Annotated in this window: 18 protein-coding genes and 1 pseudogene; 8 read left to right on the top strand and 11 right to left on the bottom strand. The window is 33.3% G+C overall.

Going from position 1 to position 18,044, the window contains the following annotated elements; translation table 11 throughout:
* Positions 1-124 precede the first annotated feature (124 nt).
* On the top strand, positions 125-1,216 hold the full coding sequence (gene sdpC, locus KA909_RS08465) for a peptidoglycan release complex CPBP-like subunit SdpC (protein WP_193839036.1): 1,092 nt from the start codon (positions 125-127) through the stop codon (positions 1,214-1,216).
* Positions 1,217-1,418: 202 nt separating this feature from the next.
* On the opposite strand, the gene KA909_RS08460 is transcribed toward sdpC, so the two are convergent.
* Complete coding sequence (locus KA909_RS08460) at positions 1,419-2,120, bottom strand: ribose 5-phosphate isomerase A (RefSeq protein ID WP_075108057.1); 702 nt, start codon at positions 2,118-2,120, stop codon at positions 1,419-1,421.
* Positions 2,121-2,281: 161 nt separating this feature from the next.
* Between KA909_RS08460 and KA909_RS08455 the strand changes: the two genes are divergently transcribed.
* Positions 2,282-2,944: an MOSC domain-containing protein gene (locus KA909_RS08455; RefSeq protein WP_193839035.1), complete on the top strand. Its 663-nt coding sequence runs from the start codon at positions 2,282-2,284 to the stop codon at positions 2,942-2,944.
* Between the two features lie 77 nt (positions 2,945-3,021).
* Here KA909_RS08455 and KA909_RS08450 read toward each other — a convergent pair.
* The 4 genes and pseudogenes from KA909_RS08450 to KA909_RS08435 form a co-directional block, all read right to left on the bottom strand.
* Positions 3,022-4,032 (bottom strand): annotated as a pseudogene (locus KA909_RS08450) (aldose epimerase family protein).
* A 30-nt stretch (positions 4,033-4,062) separates the two neighbouring features.
* The gene (locus KA909_RS08445; RefSeq protein ID WP_070854607.1) at positions 4,063-4,389 is read right to left on the bottom strand and encodes a YnfA family protein; all 327 of its coding nucleotides are present in this window, start codon (positions 4,387-4,389) and stop codon (positions 4,063-4,065) included.
* A gap of 200 nt (positions 4,390-4,589) precedes the next feature.
* On the bottom strand, positions 4,590-5,345 hold the full coding sequence (locus tag KA909_RS08440) for a hypothetical protein (protein ID WP_193839033.1): 756 nt from the start codon (positions 5,343-5,345) through the stop codon (positions 4,590-4,592).
* Entirely contained in the window at positions 5,332-5,529 is a 198-nt protein-coding gene (locus tag KA909_RS08435; RefSeq protein WP_075108061.1) for a helix-turn-helix transcriptional regulator, read from the bottom strand. The genes KA909_RS08440 and KA909_RS08435 overlap by 14 nt, the downstream gene beginning before the upstream one ends.
* Positions 5,530-5,742: 213 nt before the next feature.
* Between KA909_RS08435 and KA909_RS08430 the strand changes: the two genes are divergently transcribed.
* Entirely contained in the window at positions 5,743-6,351 is a 609-nt protein-coding gene (locus KA909_RS08430) for a DNA-3-methyladenine glycosylase (protein WP_053028630.1), read from the top strand.
* Positions 6,352-6,664: 313 nt separating this feature from the next.
* Entirely contained in the window at positions 6,665-7,876 is a 1,212-nt protein-coding gene (gene gltS, locus KA909_RS08425; RefSeq protein ID WP_075108062.1) for a sodium/glutamate symporter, read from the top strand.
* Between the two features lie 83 nt (positions 7,877-7,959).
* Here gltS and fni read toward each other — a convergent pair whose 3' ends face one another.
* Both fni and corA read right to left on the bottom strand, forming a co-directional pair.
* Positions 7,960-9,009, bottom strand: a complete 1,050-nt coding sequence (fni, locus tag KA909_RS08420; RefSeq protein WP_193839032.1) for a type 2 isopentenyl-diphosphate Delta-isomerase — start codon at positions 9,007-9,009, stop codon at positions 7,960-7,962.
* A gap of 44 nt (positions 9,010-9,053) precedes the next feature.
* Positions 9,054-10,001, bottom strand: a complete 948-nt coding sequence (corA, locus tag KA909_RS08415) for a magnesium/cobalt transporter CorA (protein ID WP_053028633.1) — start codon at positions 9,999-10,001, stop codon at positions 9,054-9,056.
* 120 nt (positions 10,002-10,121) lie between these two features.
* Here corA and KA909_RS08410 point away from each other — a divergent pair, with 120 nt between their 5' ends.
* Entirely contained in the window at positions 10,122-10,598 is a 477-nt protein-coding gene (locus tag KA909_RS08410; RefSeq protein WP_075108064.1) for a thioesterase family protein, read from the top strand.
* Positions 10,599-10,601: 3 nt separating this feature from the next.
* A complete protein-coding gene (locus tag KA909_RS08405; protein WP_193839031.1) occupies positions 10,602-11,006 on the top strand; it encodes a hypothetical protein in 405 nt (134 codons plus the stop codon).
* A 271-nt stretch (positions 11,007-11,277) separates the two neighbouring features.
* Here the strand turns inward: KA909_RS08405 and KA909_RS08400 are convergent, their stop codons facing one another.
* Complete coding sequence (locus KA909_RS08400; protein WP_210130100.1) at positions 11,278-12,177, bottom strand: alpha/beta hydrolase fold domain-containing protein; 900 nt, start codon at positions 12,175-12,177, stop codon at positions 11,278-11,280.
* 194 nt (positions 12,178-12,371) lie between these two features.
* Here KA909_RS08400 and KA909_RS08395 point away from each other — a divergent pair, with 194 nt between their 5' ends.
* Entirely contained in the window at positions 12,372-13,019 is a 648-nt protein-coding gene (locus KA909_RS08395; RefSeq protein ID WP_075108067.1) for a hypothetical protein, read from the top strand.
* 127 nt (positions 13,020-13,146) lie between these two features.
* Here KA909_RS08395 and KA909_RS08390 read toward each other — a convergent pair whose 3' ends face one another.
* Together KA909_RS08390 and KA909_RS08385 are read right to left on the bottom strand one after the other, a co-directional pair.
* The gene (locus tag KA909_RS08390) at positions 13,147-15,201 is read right to left on the bottom strand and encodes a DHA2 family efflux MFS transporter permease subunit (RefSeq protein ID WP_193839028.1); all 2,055 of its coding nucleotides are present in this window, start codon (positions 15,199-15,201) and stop codon (positions 13,147-13,149) included.
* A 12-nt stretch (positions 15,202-15,213) separates the two neighbouring features.
* Positions 15,214-15,861 (bottom strand): HlyD family secretion protein, encoded by a 648-nt coding sequence (locus KA909_RS08385; RefSeq protein ID WP_053028639.1) that lies wholly within the window; start codon positions 15,859-15,861, stop codon positions 15,214-15,216.
* A gap of 128 nt (positions 15,862-15,989) precedes the next feature.
* Between KA909_RS08385 and KA909_RS08380 the strand changes: the two genes are divergently transcribed.
* Positions 15,990-16,556: a TetR/AcrR family transcriptional regulator gene (locus KA909_RS08380; RefSeq protein ID WP_210130099.1), complete on the top strand. Its 567-nt coding sequence runs from the start codon at positions 15,990-15,992 to the stop codon at positions 16,554-16,556.
* Between the two features lie 58 nt (positions 16,557-16,614).
* On the opposite strand, the gene KA909_RS08375 is transcribed toward KA909_RS08380, so the two are convergent.
* The gene (locus tag KA909_RS08375) at positions 16,615-17,823 is read right to left on the bottom strand and encodes a putative multidrug effflux MFS transporter TcaB (protein WP_193839027.1); all 1,209 of its coding nucleotides are present in this window, start codon (positions 17,821-17,823) and stop codon (positions 16,615-16,617) included.
* Positions 17,824-18,044: the final 221 nt, after the last annotated feature.

Here is an 18,044-nt window from a genome sequence, read left to right as displayed (position 1 = left end):
ATAAAAATAATTCAAGACTATTACATTTTAATGATATTTAAAATGGACAATTTATTTATACCCTTGTAATATGTATAATATTAAAGAAAGAGTTTTTACGGTTACCCTAATGGAGGTTACATAAATGAAGACGAATCGTATATCAGGATTTCAATGGGCGTTAACAATATTCGTATTCTTCGTAGTTACGATGGCGCTATCATTAATCCTACGAGATTTCCAAGCAACAGTAGGTATCAAGCGTTTTGTATTTGATCTTACTGACCTTGCACCGTTTATCGCAGCAGTTGTTTGTATTATTGCATTTAAAGATAAACGTGCTCAATTAGCTGGATTAAAATTTTCAGTTGATATCAGAGTTATTGAACGTATATTACTAGCACTAATTTTACCGCTAGTGATTTTCATGATTGGCATGTTTAGTTTTAATACTTTTGCCGATAGTTTCATTTTATTACAAGCAACTGATTTATCTGTATCAGTGCCAACAATCATTATCGGTCATCTTTTAATGGCACTTTTTGCGGAATTTGGATTCCGTTCATATTTACAAAATATTGTTGAAAATAAAGTGAATACATTTTTTGCTTCAATCATTGTTGGTTTAATTTATTCTATTTGGGCAGCAAATACAACTTACGGAATGGAATATGCAGGATATCACTTCTTATATACATTCATGTTCTCAATGATTATCGGTGAATTAATTCGTGCAACAAAAGGACGTACAATCTATATTGCAGTTGTATTCCATGCCGCAATGACATTTGCGCAAGTGTTCTTATTTAGCGAAGAAACTGGTGACTTGTTCTCAATGAAAGTCATTGCTTTGAGTACAACATTAGTGGGTATTATCTTTATCATTTTAAGTTTAATCATCAGATTTATTGTATATAAAACAACAAATCGTTCACTAGATGAAGTCGAACCTAACAATTATTTAGATCATGTGAATGATGACGACATTACAAACTCAGATAGTGAAGATGTAGCTGATGACACAAGTGCTGACAAAGAAGACAACAAGACCGTTCATCCTAACTATGATGACAGTGTAAGTCACGCATCACAGTCTGAGACATCTTCAAGTAGTTCAGATGTAGAACTTAAAGAGAATACGGCTTATAAAGAAGAAAGACGTTCATCTGTTGTTGATGATGCCAAAGATGAAATCGACCATGTAAATGACACAGCGAATCATAAAACGGATAAGTAAAGCTTATACGCCTTGTGATTTCTTATAAAGACTCACAAGATATTTAAAAAGCCTAGGACATAATTAATATGATGGTGCTATTTTGCAAATTCGCAGTAGCTGACTGAACTGAAAATGCACTTAAATCAAGCTTTTTTCAGTTCTAGTCATCCTTGAGGGGGTGGGACGACGAATTTTAAAAGAATTCTGTCCCACTCCCTTATTATTCGTTTAAACTCGTTTTATTTATAATTTTAACCCCATCTTGTGTACCAACAATCACTTGATCAGTAATATTTAAAAAATATCCTGTTTCCAAGACGCCAGTTAAATGAATTAAATAATCATGAAATGTAAATGGATCAATCTGTTTATTTAATTGACAGTCTAAAATATAATTCCCATTATCAGTAATAAATGGTACATCATCACTCATACGACGCTCTGTCACGACATCTTCATACATTTCAATTTTTTTAGCAATATGCAACCAATTAAATTTATCTACTTCGACTGGTAGTTTAAAACCTTCACCTAAATAATTAACGAGTTTGCTTTCATCCGCTAAAACAACAAATCGATGCGCCATTTCATCAATTACTTTTTCACGAAATAAAGCACCGCCACCACCTTTAATTAAATTAAGGTTAGGATCAACTTCATCAGCGCCATCTATAGCCAAGTCAACGTGATCAACATCATTGATATCAACAATATGAATATCTAACTTCTTCGCAATTAATGCACTTTTATTAGAGGTACACACACCTGTAATATTTAATTGTTCATTATGAATTCTTTCAGCAATCTTTGGGATAAGCAATTCTATTGTGCTCCCCGTACCAATTCCTAGTATCATATTGTCTTTGATTTGAGCTACAGCATCATCTACTGTCATGAATTTAAGTTCTTTAGCATCTTTCATCTTAACTGTGACCCCTTTTCAATTATACTCAACTATTATTTTACATGACGTTGAAACAAATACCTAGTTCAATATGAGAAATTCTTTTATCATTTTTCTTATCTTTTAATTGTGAGTATAGTAAAATTTTGCTTATTAACTTTATCTGGGGGGAGAAGGCAATGATTTCAGTCTATGCAATTTCAGTAGGCAAAATTGAACAATTAGATTACGGTCAAAAAAGAGAAATGCGATCAGCTTTAAACAAGGCACCTATTTCAGGAAAAATGTGGTTATCCAAAACTGGCTTTGCAGAAGATGAACAAGCGTACAAAGACCATGGTGGGCCTCATAAAGCAGTATGTTGCTTTAGCAAATCGCATTATAACATGTATAAACATGCGTTGGACACAGTTCCAGATTATGCAATGTTTGGTGAAAATTTAACTGTAGAAGACTTAGATGAAGCAGATGTCTATTTTGGAAATCAATATCAATTAGGTGAAGCAGTGATTGAGGTGTCTGAAATTAGAGAACCGTGTTGGAAGATTCAAACTAAGTATGGCATTACAGATTTGGTTAAACGAATGACTTCGAGTGGCAAAACTGGCTTTTACTTTCGAGTCATACAAGAAGGCTATGTAGACCAAGATGATGATTTAAAATTAATTCATTTAGCAGATGAAACAACACGACTCTCTGTACAAGAACTGAATGAAATTTATTATAACGACCGCAAAAACGTCAATCGATTGCGCTATGCGTTACAAAATCCATATTTAAGTGAAACTCGTATAGCTAAATTACAAAAGCTATATCATCATGCACTTAAAACAACTTCATAAATGACTAGTAAGGGACAGAAGTAGAAATACGATTTTCACAAAATTTATTTCTTCCTCTGTCCCTTACTATTTTTATATTATTTTTCGGCTACGTGATACATTGTCTTAGCGTAAAATGTGTCATTCGCTTTTAAAATAGATTGTGCTTTATTACCATACACATTAATATCATTAGGTAAAAATTGCGTTTCTAGAGATACACCTGAGTGCGCTTTATAAATATTAAAATCACTATCCCAACTTGTCGTATCATTAAACGTAAAGATGACGACATTCGGCATTGTTGTAGTAACATCTAATAAGAACTCATCATTCTCAATGAAAAATTGCTTATTTCAAACATCGAATGGATGATCCAACCCATTTCTTGCACCAACCTGTTCTTTCAATTGGGCATTATCTGAGTTAAAAATATCACTAAACGAAATGCAATTTGATTTAAATATATTTACTAAATCAATTGGACTTGTGCTTGTAATTAAATTATGACTGTCAACTGGATACATATTTAATTGTTCACTCTTAATCTTGTGATTATCTATAACATTGTTATCTCTATTTAAATTGAAATAGACGTGATTCGTTGGATTAAATAGTGTATCTTGATTCGATTGTGCTTCATATTCTACTGTCCATCGGTGTTCTACATCATATGTATGAATCACTTTAATAAACATATCTCCTGGGTACCCATCTTCCATAGACTTAAGTTGAACAGTAAAGGTAATCTTTATATTTGTAATGTTATCTTGGATGTCGTAATTAAAAAGTCTTTGATCTAAACCATTATTGCCACCATGAAGGTGATGCAGGTGATTATTAGCTTCAAGTTGATATGTTTCACCATTTAAATTAAAACTGGCATTACCAATACGACCTGCATAGCGACCAATTGTGGCACCAAAATGAAAAGGATTAGATGGATAAAATTCATCCGCTTCAACTTTATTGCCTAAAACGATGTTGTTATCATGGTATTTCCACGAAACGACGCGCGCACCAAAGTTGGTGAATACAATATTCGTTTCATCGTTATCAATTTTGATTAAGTCAATACCATGTCTTTGCTTTTCTACTTCAACTATCATTACTTACGTCTCCCTCTTAAACACGCTTAATCAGGTTCTGTTCGGTAATATCATAACGCATACACCAATCACACAGATGCATGCCCCAATTAGATCATACTTATCAGGTGCTTGTTTATCGACAATGTATGCCCATATTAAGCTCATTACAATAAACACGCCACCATAAGCAGCATAAACACGACCGAAAGTTGGAAACGACTGGAATGTTGCAATGACACCATACATCATTAATATAACGCCACCTATAAATCCCAACCAACTTGATTGTCCTTCCCTTAACCACAACCAAATTAGATAGCCACCACCAATTTCACAGAGACCTGCTAATAAAAAGATAAAGATTGAATAAAGCATAGAAATGACCTCCAACGATTACTAAAGTTAGCCTCATTGTATCAATCCAATCATACCTTTATCTATTTAAATTTTAAGCACTGACTTTTCCACATACATATTGTTACACTTTTTTTATTAATATTCCATAGATTTTATATAAATTAAAAAATGAAAACGCTATCTATTAGGAATTTAATAGATAGCGTTTAATGACTATTTTATTCATCATGCAACTTACATAAGTGCTTCGTCTTAACTTTGACAATAAGCAATAAAATGACACTATATATGAGTGCTATGATAGCGACTAAAGGGAATCGATGCATGGCGAATTCAATAATGACATCAATCACACTCACAATGCTTAATCCAATCATTATCCAATTAAAATTTGTCGCATGGACATTTAATATGACAAATTTTTGTTGTTCATCAGCATATCTATAATTGGGGATTAAATTCAATATGCCTCTTGGTGTAGCGCCACGATTCTCTAAGTTTGGTGTGTTCATATCTGTATATTTAATACGTTTATCATCAAACATATATAATGCAACTATGACACCGACACCAATGATTAGCCAACTTGGTTGAAATACCCACTCATAATGACTCGTATGATTAAGGTTCGGCGTTAAAATATTAGCGACAACAATGATATATATTATCCATACGATGAGATAAATAATTCTTTTTAATTTGGCGTAATGATTGAGTTTTGATTTGTCACTAAAATCATGAACATAAATATGAATGTCATCTATGGTTTCTGAATGAATCGTTAATTTACTCACGATAACGATTAAAAGAAATACACTACCAATAAAAAATGGTGAAAGATACTCACGTTGCAAGTCATTAAACATTGCGAAGGCGATAATGGCGCATAAGAAATTTAAACTTAAGATGCCAAGTTTTGCTTTCAATGTTATGATTTGTACTTTCAAAGCGTCATTATCTTTAATCTTCCTCATCCTCCCAGAATAAATCATTTAAAGTCACTTCTAGTGTTTTAGCGATATTAATACATAATTTTAATGACGGATTATATTTGTCATTCTCTATCATATTGATGGTTTGACGTGATACACCAACCGAACGTGCAAGCTCTAGTTGAGAGATTTTCTTTACACCTCGATATACTTTCACTTTATTCATTTTTCCACACTTCTTTCAACATCCCATATTCATCATCATAACGATTTAACAGGCTAATAGTCAATTATATATGACATATATATTAAGTCATTTCATTATTCGTTCACTTCAATTATAATTGCTATCATAATATATTGTCATTGTGTTATACCAGTCAAAACTTTATCTTTATGATATACATGCATTTATTATTACAAGAAAGAAGGTGAATTTGTGGATTTTGTATCAAAACCGACGATAGAAACTGCTAAAGCGTTACTCGGTGTCAAAGTTATCTATCAGGACGAATTTCAAATGTATAGTGGCTATATAGTCGAAACTGAGGCTTATTTAGGATTTTCAGATCGTGCTGCTCACGGGTTTGGCGGGAGACAAACACCGAAAGTAACGTCACTCTACAAAAAAGGTGGTACCATTTATGGACATGTGATGCATACGCACTTATTGATAAACTTCGTAACACGAAATGAAGGTGTCCCTGAAGGTGTATTGATTCGTGCTATTGAACCTTTAGACGGCATTGAAGCGATGAAGCAGAATCGTAATAAATCAGGATATGACTTAACGAATGGTCCGGGTAAATGGACAAAGGCCTTTAATATCCCTAGGGCAATTGATGGTGCCACATTGAATGATTGTCGTTTATCTATAGATACGAAACATCGTAAATACCCAAGAGACATTGTGGAAAGTGCTCGAATTGGCATACCCAATAAAGGCGATTGGACAACTAAACCATTACGATACACCGTCAAAGGCAACCCTTTCGTTTCTCATATGCGTAAATCTGACTGTTCCAACCCCGATGAAACTTGGAAATAAATAAAGCTAATACGCGTTATTTTTGCTCTAGAAATGTGACTTGCACGTCAAATTCTAGAGCATTTTTTTACAAAATAATATTAATTGCAATCGCTTTAAAAATTAATATTAATTGCAATCACTTTAAAAATTAATATTAGGATTAATTTTTTATACTTTTATAAACTTATTAAAAGTTCTTATTATACAAAAATCATAATTACTATCCTAGAAATCTATATTTTTTATATGTATAATGTTATATATGGGGATTTATAGCGCTTACATCAAGTGCTATTTATTTTTTAAATCGTTTCTTAAGGGGGCTATAAAAATGGAATTAGATGCAGTCACAACATTATGTCTCGCCTGTCTTTTATTTTTATTAGGTGAATTTATCGTCAAACACGTTTCATTTTTACAAAGAATTTGTATACCACCTCCCGTAATAGGAGGCTTATTATTTGCAATTCTAGTTGCGATCTTAGATACATTCAATATTATTCAAATTAAATTAGATGCTAGCTTTATTCAAGATTTCTTCATGATGGTGTTCTTTACTACCATTGGCTTAGGTGCATCATTCAAATTATTTAAAATTGGTGGAAAAGTATTAATATTATATTTTGTATGCTGTGCTTTTCTAGCAATATGCCAAAACTTCATTGGTATCTCATTAGCTAAAGTATTACATATTAAACCATTATTAGGTTTAACTGCAGGTTCAATGTCAATGGAAGGTGGGCATGGTAATGCTGCCGCTTATGGTAAAACATTAGAAGAAAGTTTTAATATCGATTCAGCTGTTACAGCAGCACTTGCTGCAGCAACTTTAGGTTTAGTATTTGGCGGATTAGTAGGTGGACCTTTAGTAAAAGCACTCATTAAACGCTATAATTTAAAACCAGAAAATAGTGACGATACGTTTAAAGATTATAGTAAAGTTGAATCAAATGAAGTCCTGCACGGCAAATACGAACCAACGCAAGTATTCTTTATTCAATTAACCATTATTGCAGTATGTATGTCTGTAGGAACATGGATAGGCGATCAGTTTTCAAATTTAACTGGTCAAAGTTTACCTATGTATGTCGGTTCTATGTTTGTAGCCGTAGCAATTCGTAACATATCCGAATATGCGAACCTACAACTCATTGATTTAAAACTCAATGACCAAATTGGTGATGTGGCATTAGGATTATTCTTATCATTAGCATTGATGAGTATTCAACTTACGCAAGTATATTCTCTCGCATTACCACTTATCGCCATCGTCTTAGTCCAAGTTGTATTTATTTCATTATTTGCATTCTTTATTTTATTTAGAGTGCTTGGTAAGGACTATGATGCTGCAGTCATGGCCGGTGGTTTTATTGGTCATGGTTTAGGTGCCACACCAAATGCAATGGCGAACCTAGATGTGATCACTAAGAAATATGGAAGTTCACCTAAATCCTATTTAGTCGTGCCAATCGTTGGCGCCTTCTTAATTGACCTAGCTGGTGTACCAATCGTCATGGGCTTTATGAATATTTTTGGAAATTAAAATTGATGTTTGCACTATTTAAAAAGCAAGTTGAGCATTTGTACGCTCAACTTGCTTTTTTATCTAATATTAATTATTTTAGATTATCCTCGATGAATGTCTAAACCACGTTGGTCTATCCATGACATTAACTTCTGGTCGAATACTAACTTACTTTGTTTTAATTCGCTAATATCTCTTGCATTTAACATCGTCATTATTGATTTCGTATGTGCAATAAATGATTCAACATATTCAATCGTTGTTGTAATGCCGCCATTTTCAACTTGGTTTAAAAATGGTCGAGACATCCCTACTGCTTTCGCACCTAAAGCCAAGCTCTTAACGACATCTAATGGTGTTCGCACACCACCACTAGCAAAGAAATTGAGTGAATCTTGATAAGCCGAACTTTCTAGTAAAGACTCAACGGTTGACTGTCCCCAATTTGCAAGATAGTCCATGTCTTTGTTTGTGCGACGTTCATTTTCGATTGTGACAAAGTTCGTTCCACCTTTACCACTTACATCAACATAAGTCACACCTACATCAATTAAGTCTTTGTATAATTCTTTACTCATACCGAAGCCAACTTCTTTAATAATGACCGGCACATCTACACGTTGAACGATAGATGCTACATTATCTAACCATGTTGAAAATTCTCGGTTTCCTTCAGGCATAACGAGTTCTTGCGGTGCATTAACATGTATTTGTAGCGCTTGTGCATCTAATAATTTCACCGCTTCAACTGCTTTATCTACAGGAACATCTGCACCAACATTACTAAAAATAGTACCTTCTGGGTTGGTTTGACGTGCAATACTAAACGATTCAGCCATTTTAGGATTTCTTAACGCAGCATGTGTTGACCCTACTGCCATCGCTAATCCAGTTTCTCGAGCCACGATTGCAAGTTTCTCATTAATTTGTTTCGTCCACTCACTACCACCTGTCATCGCATTAATATAAATTGGATACGTCATATCAAAATCCGTCGTGCGACTTGTTAAGTCCACATCATTTACATTAATACTAGGGATAGAATGATGTACAAATCGCACTCGATCAAAGTCTGATTGCGGTGCATCACTTTGAGCCATTGCTATTTCGACATGTTCATTTTTCCTCTGTTCTCTTTGAAAATCACTCATCTTTGTACCTACCTTTACTTTAAATAATAAAATTTCAAATTATATTAGAACCATTTTTTTCTTTTGAAAAAGATAATCAATGCGATAGCTATAATTAACATGACCACCATACAAATAGGATAACTATAGTGCCATTTAAGCTCTGGCATGTACTCGAAATTCATGCCATATACACCTGCAATAAATGTTAAAGGAGAGAAAATAACTGACACTAACGTAAGTACTTGCATAATACTGTTCATTCTAAATGATGAATAAGATTCGAAGTTTTCTCTTATTTCATTAGCCATCTCTTGTGATGTTCTGATGATATTATTCTGTTTAATAAGATGGTCGTCGATATGTTGAATATACATTGAATGCTTACTATCTACAATTAAATTACCTTCTGTTTTAATGGTATTTACCAATTCTTGCATAGGGAACAATACCCTCTTAATCTTGATTAAATCGGATTTAATTTGAAAGACATTATCCATAATCTTTTTACTTTGAGTGTCATCTACATGCGCGTCTTCAAAGTTATACGTTTTATCTTCAATTGTATACACGAACTCAAAATATTTATCTACCATCATATCTAATATATGTATCACTATATCTGCACAATCTAAGTCAGGATCATGGTGATGTGCGTTCATCTTTGCCACTTCATTTAATGATTCGAAATGTTTATGATGATACGTAACCAGTACTTTCTCATTTAGAAATACATTCAAAGAGATTGGAGAAAAATCATCTCTATACATGCTATGAAAGACTAAATATTGATATGATTCATAGGATTTATATTTTACACGTGGTACACCAGTAATGGCATCCTCTAACTCTAGATAGTTAAATTCAAATTGACTGACTAAGTAATCATTCTCTGCTTGTGTTGCATTTTCAAAATCGAACCAAACAATTGTTGCTGCTTCAGGAATATCGTCAACACTGTCAACTTGTGTAAGTGATTGATTTTTAGTTTGATATCGAATCGTCATTGTCATTGTTACATTTACCTCCTGCATGACCATACGTCTTTCATTCTACCATGAATTAAATCATGTGTATGTGTTAATTTTATTTAGTAAAATAGAAGCATCTATATATGAGTGAGGTCTGATAAGATGAGCAATCCATTAGTTATTAACAATGTTGTACATGCATCTCAAATTGATCATAACAATCATATGCATGATTCAGAATATAATAAAGCATTTAGTGCAGCTGTAAACGAATTTAATTACACACATGGACTTTCTTTAGAAGAACGCGAAATCCTTCATTACACGATGTTTACATTAGAAGAACATACGACGTATCTTGTAGAGTTGTCCCTTGATTCCACTTATCGAATCGAAGTTTATATTTATGACTATGACTATAAACGTGTGCATTTCTTTTTAATGCTTTATAACAATAAGGATGAGTTAGCTGCAACGAACGAAGTCATGATGATGGGGATTGATGCTAACAAACGCAAGTCAGCACCGTTTCCAACCGACTATCATCAAAATATTGCGCGTTATTATCAACAGCAAGGTACGATCGATTGGCCTAAACAATTGGGTCATCAAATTGGCATACCTAAAAAGGAGAACTAAAACATGGGACGAACATTCCGCAATCAACTATTAGAATTATTATATGATTTAAACGATGATTTAAAAGTAAATTTAATCGCACTCAATACGACAAAACAATTATTTATGAACGGTCCAAGTCAAGAATTACTGAAAAGAGCATTTAATATAAGTTATCATCAAGGACAAAAGCAAGCAATTGAAGCTCTACGAAATATCACTGAAGCGGAAAATGATGATCAACACTTACAATATGTTGTGCATCGTTATATCAATGAATTCACTGATGCTTCTTTAAATTTAAATGCATTATCGGAACAACAACTAGCATCACAAACAGATTTAGCCCAAGTGATAGATAACCATTATCATCACTTAGGCCAAAAACAAATCATGATTCAAGTACAGCACTTGCTTAAACAGTATTAATGTACATAGATACGAATAATTTATGATATAGAAATAGAGAAGCGCATAGGACAACATTCTTTTTAAATTCGTCGTCCACTCCCATTCTGCTTTGTTTGTAAAATTGCTTGGTGAAACGCTCTTTGTTGGAGCCCCGCATGCAAAGCATACCCGTGCAAACGCATACTGAATTTGCTTGCCTTATTAATTCAGTCGATTACGACGCATTTGCTACGTTGCCCATATGATGTTGAGGATTTCAAACGCTAAACGTTATTTAATTTAATACCCATTATACGTCAATCGTTTTAGCGATTTGTTTAATTACTTTGTGAGATTCATGTATAGGAAATAATGGGAAATCATGGAACATTTTAGGATATTCAAAGAATTGAACAGATTGGCCATTCTCCTCCATATTATAGACAAAACGTTTCATATCTGGATAGTAAATTTCTCTGCCACCACCAAATATCACAACTGGTGGTAAATCTTGAAGTTGTCCATAAATAGGTGAAATTAATGGATTAGCCAAAGCTTCCCCTTGCGTCCATACATTGAATATGCGATGTAAACCATCTCTATTTACGAATCGATCTTTATTCATTAAGTCCTCAGTAATTTCTGGGTTAGTTAGCGTCGCATCTAACATTGGTGACAGTAGATAAACTTTATTAGGTAGTGGTTGCTTTTTAGCTATAAGTTGTTGAACGTAACTTAAAGCTAAAGCACCTCCTGTACCATCGCCCATAATGACAATGTGTTTTGGATCTACTTCTTCTAATAAAGACTGATACACAGCATCTATCGCATTAAATGTGTCATCCATATGGTGTTCTGGCGTTTTAGAATAAATAGGCAGTACAACTTCATACAATGTACTTAGTGTCAGTTTATCCATAAATCTCCAATGAAATGGAGAGGGTTGTAGTGTATTATAGCCACCATGAATATAAAGTATTTTCTTTTTGGTTTCATGGCGGAAGTTGAATCTAAATACTTGCATCTCATCGAGTGACAACTTATCTAAATTAGACTTAACATTTAAACTTGAAGGTTGTTTATGTTTAGCTTGATTAATGTCTTTTCTCTTATCCATAAACTTATCAAAATCCGAATCATTATCAAACAATATTGAGCGGTTGTGCAGTAAGTATCGATTGATGATTCGATTAACCATGTGTGATCTCATAAAATTCTACCTTCCTTAATTAATAATAAATTACTTAAACGTTATTACATTAAGCTCAAAAAACGATATAATTGAAATTACGTTCTAAAAATTCTCGATTAATTTTTTAATATAATATTGTTATTTGCATATTAAATTCAGTATAAATTAGTCAAACTTAGAAAACAATGAATTATAGTAAAGGAGTTAGAAAAGTGTCAGAAAGAAAAACAATCCAATATGATGATAGACCACCTATTCATAATCAATATTATCCTCGTTCTCATCGTTACAATCGAAAAAGAAGATCTTGGGTGAGTTTGATGATTCAAATGATTATTTTCGTATTAGTAGCTATCACTGGTTATAGTATGTATAAACAACCTATCTTCAATTTAGCCTTTGCCAACCAACCTATCAGTTATGCTCAAATCAAAGATTTTCAAAATACGGTTACACAAATAGGCGCACTCAACATTAATTTAAGTCAATTAACTAATTTAGAAGACATAGCCAATCGCCTTGTATTAGTATTTAATGTATTTTTTATTTTAGCAATTATAAGTTTGATCATCTCTGCTTTAACGATAATCTTTAATCGAACTTTACTAAAGCTTTTTAATTTTATTATTATTTCTATTATGCTCATAATGTCCATTTATTTTGGTTACGCCATACAAGTGATTGGTCAACGTATTGCAGATAAATTACAAAGCTTTTCTTTGAATGTTTCAGCTAACCAAATTATTAATGAAGCTGACGCCATTCATAACGCGCTCATTCTATTAGTATGTAGTTTAGCCTTATTAATAATTAGTTTCTTTTTTAGAAATCGTAAAACAAATCAATACACTATTAAATAATCTCACTTATGCCATTGTAGACGTTAAACTCAAGTCACAATGGCTTTTATTGTTGTAATAAAAAAAGTATCGATCACACTTATCAAAGTGTACCGATACTTTAAAAATAATGTCCCCCAACATCATTTTATTTAAATTTATTACTTTCCGCATGCATCATTCTTTCATGTTCTGCATCAGCGCCTTTTTTGCCTTTTAAGAATAAACTTAAAACAAATGCTAAGAAAGCTAATCCAGTCGCAATCCAGAATGCATCGTTAATGCCTTCGATATATGCAAGCTGATTAACATATTTCAAGATAGCTTGTAATGCTTCAGATTGACCGCCATATTGTGCCGCCATTTGACGTACATGATCTTGAATCACAGGGTTTGTTTTATCTAATTCATCTGCAAACGCACCAACATGATTTGTTGTTTGCGTTGTCATAACAGTAACAAGAATCGCCGTACCAATTGAACCTGCTAATTGTCTCATTGTATTAAGGAATGCGTTACCGTGAGAGATTAGTCTTGGTGGCAGTGCGTTAATCGCTGCTGTCATAAGTGGCATCATAACGAATGCCATACCAAATGATCGAATAACATAAATACTCATAATATGAAGATATGGTGTATCCATATTTAATTTAGTAAGTTCCCATGTTCCATAAGTCATTACTGCTATACCGAATAATGCTAATGGTTTTAAACCGATTGTATCAAGTAGCTTACCAGTAATTGGGCCTAAGATACCCATTACTAACGAACCAGGAAGTAATAATAATCCTGAATCTAGTGCTGAGAAGCCACGTAAGTTTTGCAAGTAAATTGGTAATAAAATCATACCACCGAATAAACTCATCATTACAACCATATTAATAATAGTTGTAAGTGTAAATGTTGATGATTTCAACACTTCAAGGTTTAACATTGGTGCTCTCATTGTTAATTCACGAATAACGAATGCAACAATAAATATTACACCAATAATAAACATAATTACAATTTCAGTTGAACCCCAGCCTTTATTTCCGGCTTCACTGAAACCATATAATAATGCACCAAATCCAATCGTACTATAAACAATACCTTGATAATCGGCTCTTGGATTTGTTGTTTTTTGGTACAGTCTGAACCAGAAGTAACCAAAAATCATTGCTGCAATACCTAGGAAGAACATACCATAGAACATAACATTCCAATGATAGTTTTGTACGATATAACCTGATAACGTAGGTCCAATTGCTGGTGCCAATATCATTGCTATACCCATTGTTCCCATTGCAACCCCACGTTTTTCTGGTGGGAAGATTGTAACGATGACGTTAGAACCTAATGGCATTAATACACCAGCACCAATGGCTTGAAGTACACGTCCACCCATCATCATTGGGAAGTTATTCGAAAGTGCACAGACTAAAGACCCAATCGTGAATAATAAAAGTGCAATAATAAATAACTTACGATACGAATATTTATTAAATAAGAATGCACTAATCGGGATTAAAATACCATTAACTAACATGAAACCTGTCATCAACCATTGTCCAGTTGATGCCGAAATATTGAATTCTGTGTTGATTTTAGGCAATGCAACGTTAAGCAATGTTTGGTTTAAGATGGCAATAAACATACCAAACAACATTGCAGCTAAAATTTTATTTCTTGTAATCCCTTTTCCAAACACAAAATCTTCTTTTTGTTTTTTGATGCGTTCGTTAACGCGTCCTTCTTGAGAAGCGGGATTAATTGGTTCATAAATTGAATCTTTTGGTAGATGTTGATTATTTACATCATCATCTTGTTTATCATCCTCAGTAGCATCATCAGAATAATGTAAGGAATGTGATGCTTGCTTTTGCTCAGGATGTATTTGCTCTGAGGCATGATCTTGTTGATCTTGTTCATTCTCGAAATGATCTTTGCGTTTATCATTTTCAATGTGTCGATTTTCTGTGTTTAAGTGACGAAATTGATGATCATCATGGTGAGCATCTTGCGTACGTTCTGACGCTTGATCTCGGTCTAAGTCACTGATTTTAAATTTAGATGGATTAATTTGACTTTTAGATTCTTCATTTACGTGTTGTCCCTTAGTTTGGTTCTTACGTTTCTTGCGTGATTTCAACACAAGAACGTTAACTAAACCAACTAAAATGACCGCTAAAACAATATATCCAACAATGAAGGTCGTTGTCATTCTATGACCCCCTTAGTTTTTATGAATTTTAACTTCAGCGTTCATTCCAGGAACAACATTTTTAGATGGTGCAGAATCTAAAGAAATTTTAACTGGTACTACTTGTGATACTTTAGTGTAGTTACCGTCAGTGTTAGATGATGGCATTAATGAGAAGCTAGCTGCAGTCGCTTGGCCTACTTCTTCAACTTTACCGTCAATATCAGAATCTTGACCGTCAATAGTTACATCAACTTTGTCGCCTTTTTCTACACTGCTAACATCTTTTTCGTCAATATTTGCCGTAATATATAAATCATCTAAATTGTAAGCATAAGCAATTGGTGAACCTGCTTGTGCAACTGAACCTTCCATACCACTTGTTTTAACGATTGTACCGTTTTGTGGCATTTTGATATCCATAGTTTGTGACTCACCGCTTTGGCTTTGACCACTCACTTCTGCTACTTTGTCACCTTTTTTAAGTTTGTCCCCTTGTTTTGCATCAAGAGATTTAATTTGACCTGAAGTTGGACTAGAGATTTGAATTTGATCTCCATCAACTTTGGCATTATCAGTTGTTACATAACTTGTAGCATTATGATATAAGTAGAAACCTACGATACCAACTACAACTAGAACAACGATAGTGATGATATTAATTAACACCATTTTTTTCATTGAACATTTCCTCCTATTTGCTTTTCAAAATCACTTTTAATATTATAAAGACATATACATAAAAATAACACCAACAATTATCGTTAAATTGTCGGCTATGTGAAGTTATAGATAAATTAGGTGACACGATGAAACAAAATGCTAAATATAAAATAATCAAAAGCTTAATCGATTTATTAGAAATTCATCCCATTGAAGATATATCCATCAAGATGATTTGTGCAAATAGTAATGTCAATCGCTCAACTTTCTATGATCACTTTCAAGATAAATATGATTTGCTATCTAAAATTCAAAATTATCATTTAAATAAATATGAACATCTACTAAACGCATTTTCTTTTAACTTCGATAACATTAAAAAGAATCCTGAGAAAGTTTATAAATTCTTTCATATTATTTTAAAATATATTTATAGAAAGAAAGCATTTTACCATGCCATTTTTATTTCTCATCCAAACAAAGCATTAGTAATGGAATATATTGAGATTACGAAACAATATTACACAAACATTTTAGGAGAAAATCATACAACCATTCAAAATGTACCCTTCTTTATTACGTACACAATGAGTGGGCAAATCGGTGTAATATTAAATTGGTTACGATTAGGGTGTCAAGAAAGTCCTGATGAGGTCGCAAGTGCGTTACTCGCTAACACGTTAAAAGTCAAAGATAGTCGTATGGAAGTTTAAAAGTCAATATCAAACAAAGTAGCCAATAAATGAACCTTTCATTTATTGGCTACTTTGTTTATGCTTTATCATGTTTGAACACTTTAACATTTAATAATTGTAAAATAATAAGTAACATGGCTGTGAGACTAATTATAATAATGTACGGCATGCTATTATATTCACCTTTTAAATTAACAAGCGGTGTGACAAGTCCGCCTAATAACGATTGCAATAATCCTAATAAACTTGATGCACTTCCGCTTCCAGTCGTACGCTCTTCCATTGCAATTGAAAATCCTAAAGTTGCTACACCGGTTACTGGGGCAACTAATACAATAAACCCTATAACTAATAATGCAAAATGCCAGTGATTCAACAATGTTAGTGACACGATAACGACGCCTAGAATTTGAACAGCTGTAAATGCACGTAACAATGCTTGTGGATGAAAATAGTCTACCAGTTTACCTGCAATTTGACTTGCAATGATGAGTGTAATACCTATGCCAGCAAACATCCAACTGAAATGTAATGGTGAAACACCATATATTTTTTGAACTAAAAATGGCGACGCTGATATATAACTAAATAACATAATAAATGTAACACCTTGTATTAACATTGGTAACACAAATCGAGGTGTTGTAAGTAAACTTTTAAAATTACTAAAAATGACTTTAACTCCACTACTATCACGCTGGGCTACTGATAAAGATTCAGGAACTTTAAATACTGAGCCTAGTACCATTAACACACCAAATATCGTTAAAATGGCAAATACCATTCGCCAAACAGCAAAACTTAAGATTAATCCTCCTAAAGCCGGTGCTACTACAGGTGCGACACCATTAACAAGCATGAGTAACGCTAAAAACTTCGTCAGTTCGTTCCCACGATACATGTCACTCGCAACGGCTCTTGATATAACCGCGCCAGCACCACCTGTAAATCCTTGAACAAATCTTAGAAATATCATAACCCAAATATTCTCAACGAATACTATACCTAAACTTGCTAAAGCGAATACAACCATAGAAATTACTAATGGTTTTTTACGTCCCATACTATCAGATATAGGACCTACAAATAAGTTACCTAATCCTAAACCTATCATAAATAAAGATAGTGTAAGTTGTGCATTAGCTGTCGTCGTATTAAAATCATTCTTTAATTCAGGTAGTCCTGGTAAAAACATATCTATCGATAAGGCACCTATGGCCGTTAAAGCACCTAATATAATAATAAATAAGGGTGAATGTTTTCTTTGGTTTTGCTCTATATCCATTAACGTATCCCACCTTTGTAGGTTTCATATTTTCTATGTATTAAAAAAAGAACGAGCGGGCGTAGGACGGAATGATTTATTCAATTCGTTGCCCCACCCCAGCTTACGTTGCTTATAGTATTTCTTAATGACATGCTTTTTAGTAATCCCCGCATGCAAGTATGATTAAAACTGAGAAAAGCTTGATTGAAGCATTTTCTCAGTTTCGTCAGTGACTACGA

This window comes from Staphylococcus sp. GDX8P54P, assembly GCF_017893165.1.
In the GTDB taxonomy this organism is placed as follows: Bacteria; Bacillota; Bacilli; order Staphylococcales; family Staphylococcaceae; genus Staphylococcus; species Staphylococcus borealis.
This window is presented reverse-complemented; position numbering and strand designations above follow the sequence as displayed.

Excerpts from the sequence above, each read along its gene's own strand:
- KA909_RS08455 (WP_193839035.1), top strand. The coding sequence starts at position 2,282 with ATGATTTCAGTCTATGCAATTTCAGTAGGCAAAATTGAACAATTAGAT.
- gltS (WP_075108062.1), top strand. The coding sequence starts at position 6,665 with ATGGAATTAGATGCAGTCACAACATTATGTCTCGCCTGTCTTTTATTT.
- KA909_RS08375 (WP_193839027.1), bottom strand. The coding sequence starts at position 17,823 with ATGGATATAGAGCAAAACCAAAGAAAACATTCACCCTTATTTATTATT.
- KA909_RS08405 (WP_193839031.1), top strand. The coding sequence starts at position 10,602 with ATGGGACGAACATTCCGCAATCAACTATTAGAATTATTATATGATTTA.
- KA909_RS08390 (WP_193839028.1), bottom strand. The coding sequence starts at position 15,201 with ATGACAACGACCTTCATTGTTGGATATATTGTTTTAGCGGTCATTTTA.
- KA909_RS08460 (WP_075108057.1), bottom strand. The coding sequence starts at position 2,120 with ATGAAAGATGCTAAAGAACTTAAATTCATGACAGTAGATGATGCTGTA.
- sdpC (WP_193839036.1), top strand. The coding sequence starts at position 125 with ATGAAGACGAATCGTATATCAGGATTTCAATGGGCGTTAACAATATTC.
- corA (WP_053028633.1), bottom strand. The coding sequence starts at position 10,001 with ATGACAATGACGATTCGATATCAAACTAAAAATCAATCACTTACACAA.
- KA909_RS08445 (WP_070854607.1), bottom strand. The coding sequence starts at position 4,389 with ATGCTTTATTCAATCTTTATCTTTTTATTAGCAGGTCTCTGTGAAATT.
- KA909_RS08380 (WP_210130099.1), top strand. The coding sequence starts at position 15,990 with ATGAAACAAAATGCTAAATATAAAATAATCAAAAGCTTAATCGATTTA.
- KA909_RS08400 (WP_210130100.1), bottom strand. The coding sequence starts at position 12,177 with ATGAGATCACACATGGTTAATCGAATCATCAATCGATACTTACTGCAC.
- KA909_RS08385 (WP_053028639.1), bottom strand. The coding sequence starts at position 15,861 with ATGAAAAAAATGGTGTTAATTAATATCATCACTATCGTTGTTCTAGTT.
- KA909_RS08410 (WP_075108064.1), top strand. The coding sequence starts at position 10,122 with ATGAGCAATCCATTAGTTATTAACAATGTTGTACATGCATCTCAAATT.
- fni (WP_193839032.1), bottom strand. The coding sequence starts at position 9,009 with ATGAGTGATTTTCAAAGAGAACAGAGGAAAAATGAACATGTCGAAATA.
- KA909_RS08440 (WP_193839033.1), bottom strand. The coding sequence starts at position 5,345 with ATGAGGAAGATTAAAGATAATGACGCTTTGAAAGTACAAATCATAACA.
- KA909_RS08435 (WP_075108061.1), bottom strand. The coding sequence starts at position 5,529 with ATGAATAAAGTGAAAGTATATCGAGGTGTAAAGAAAATCTCTCAACTA.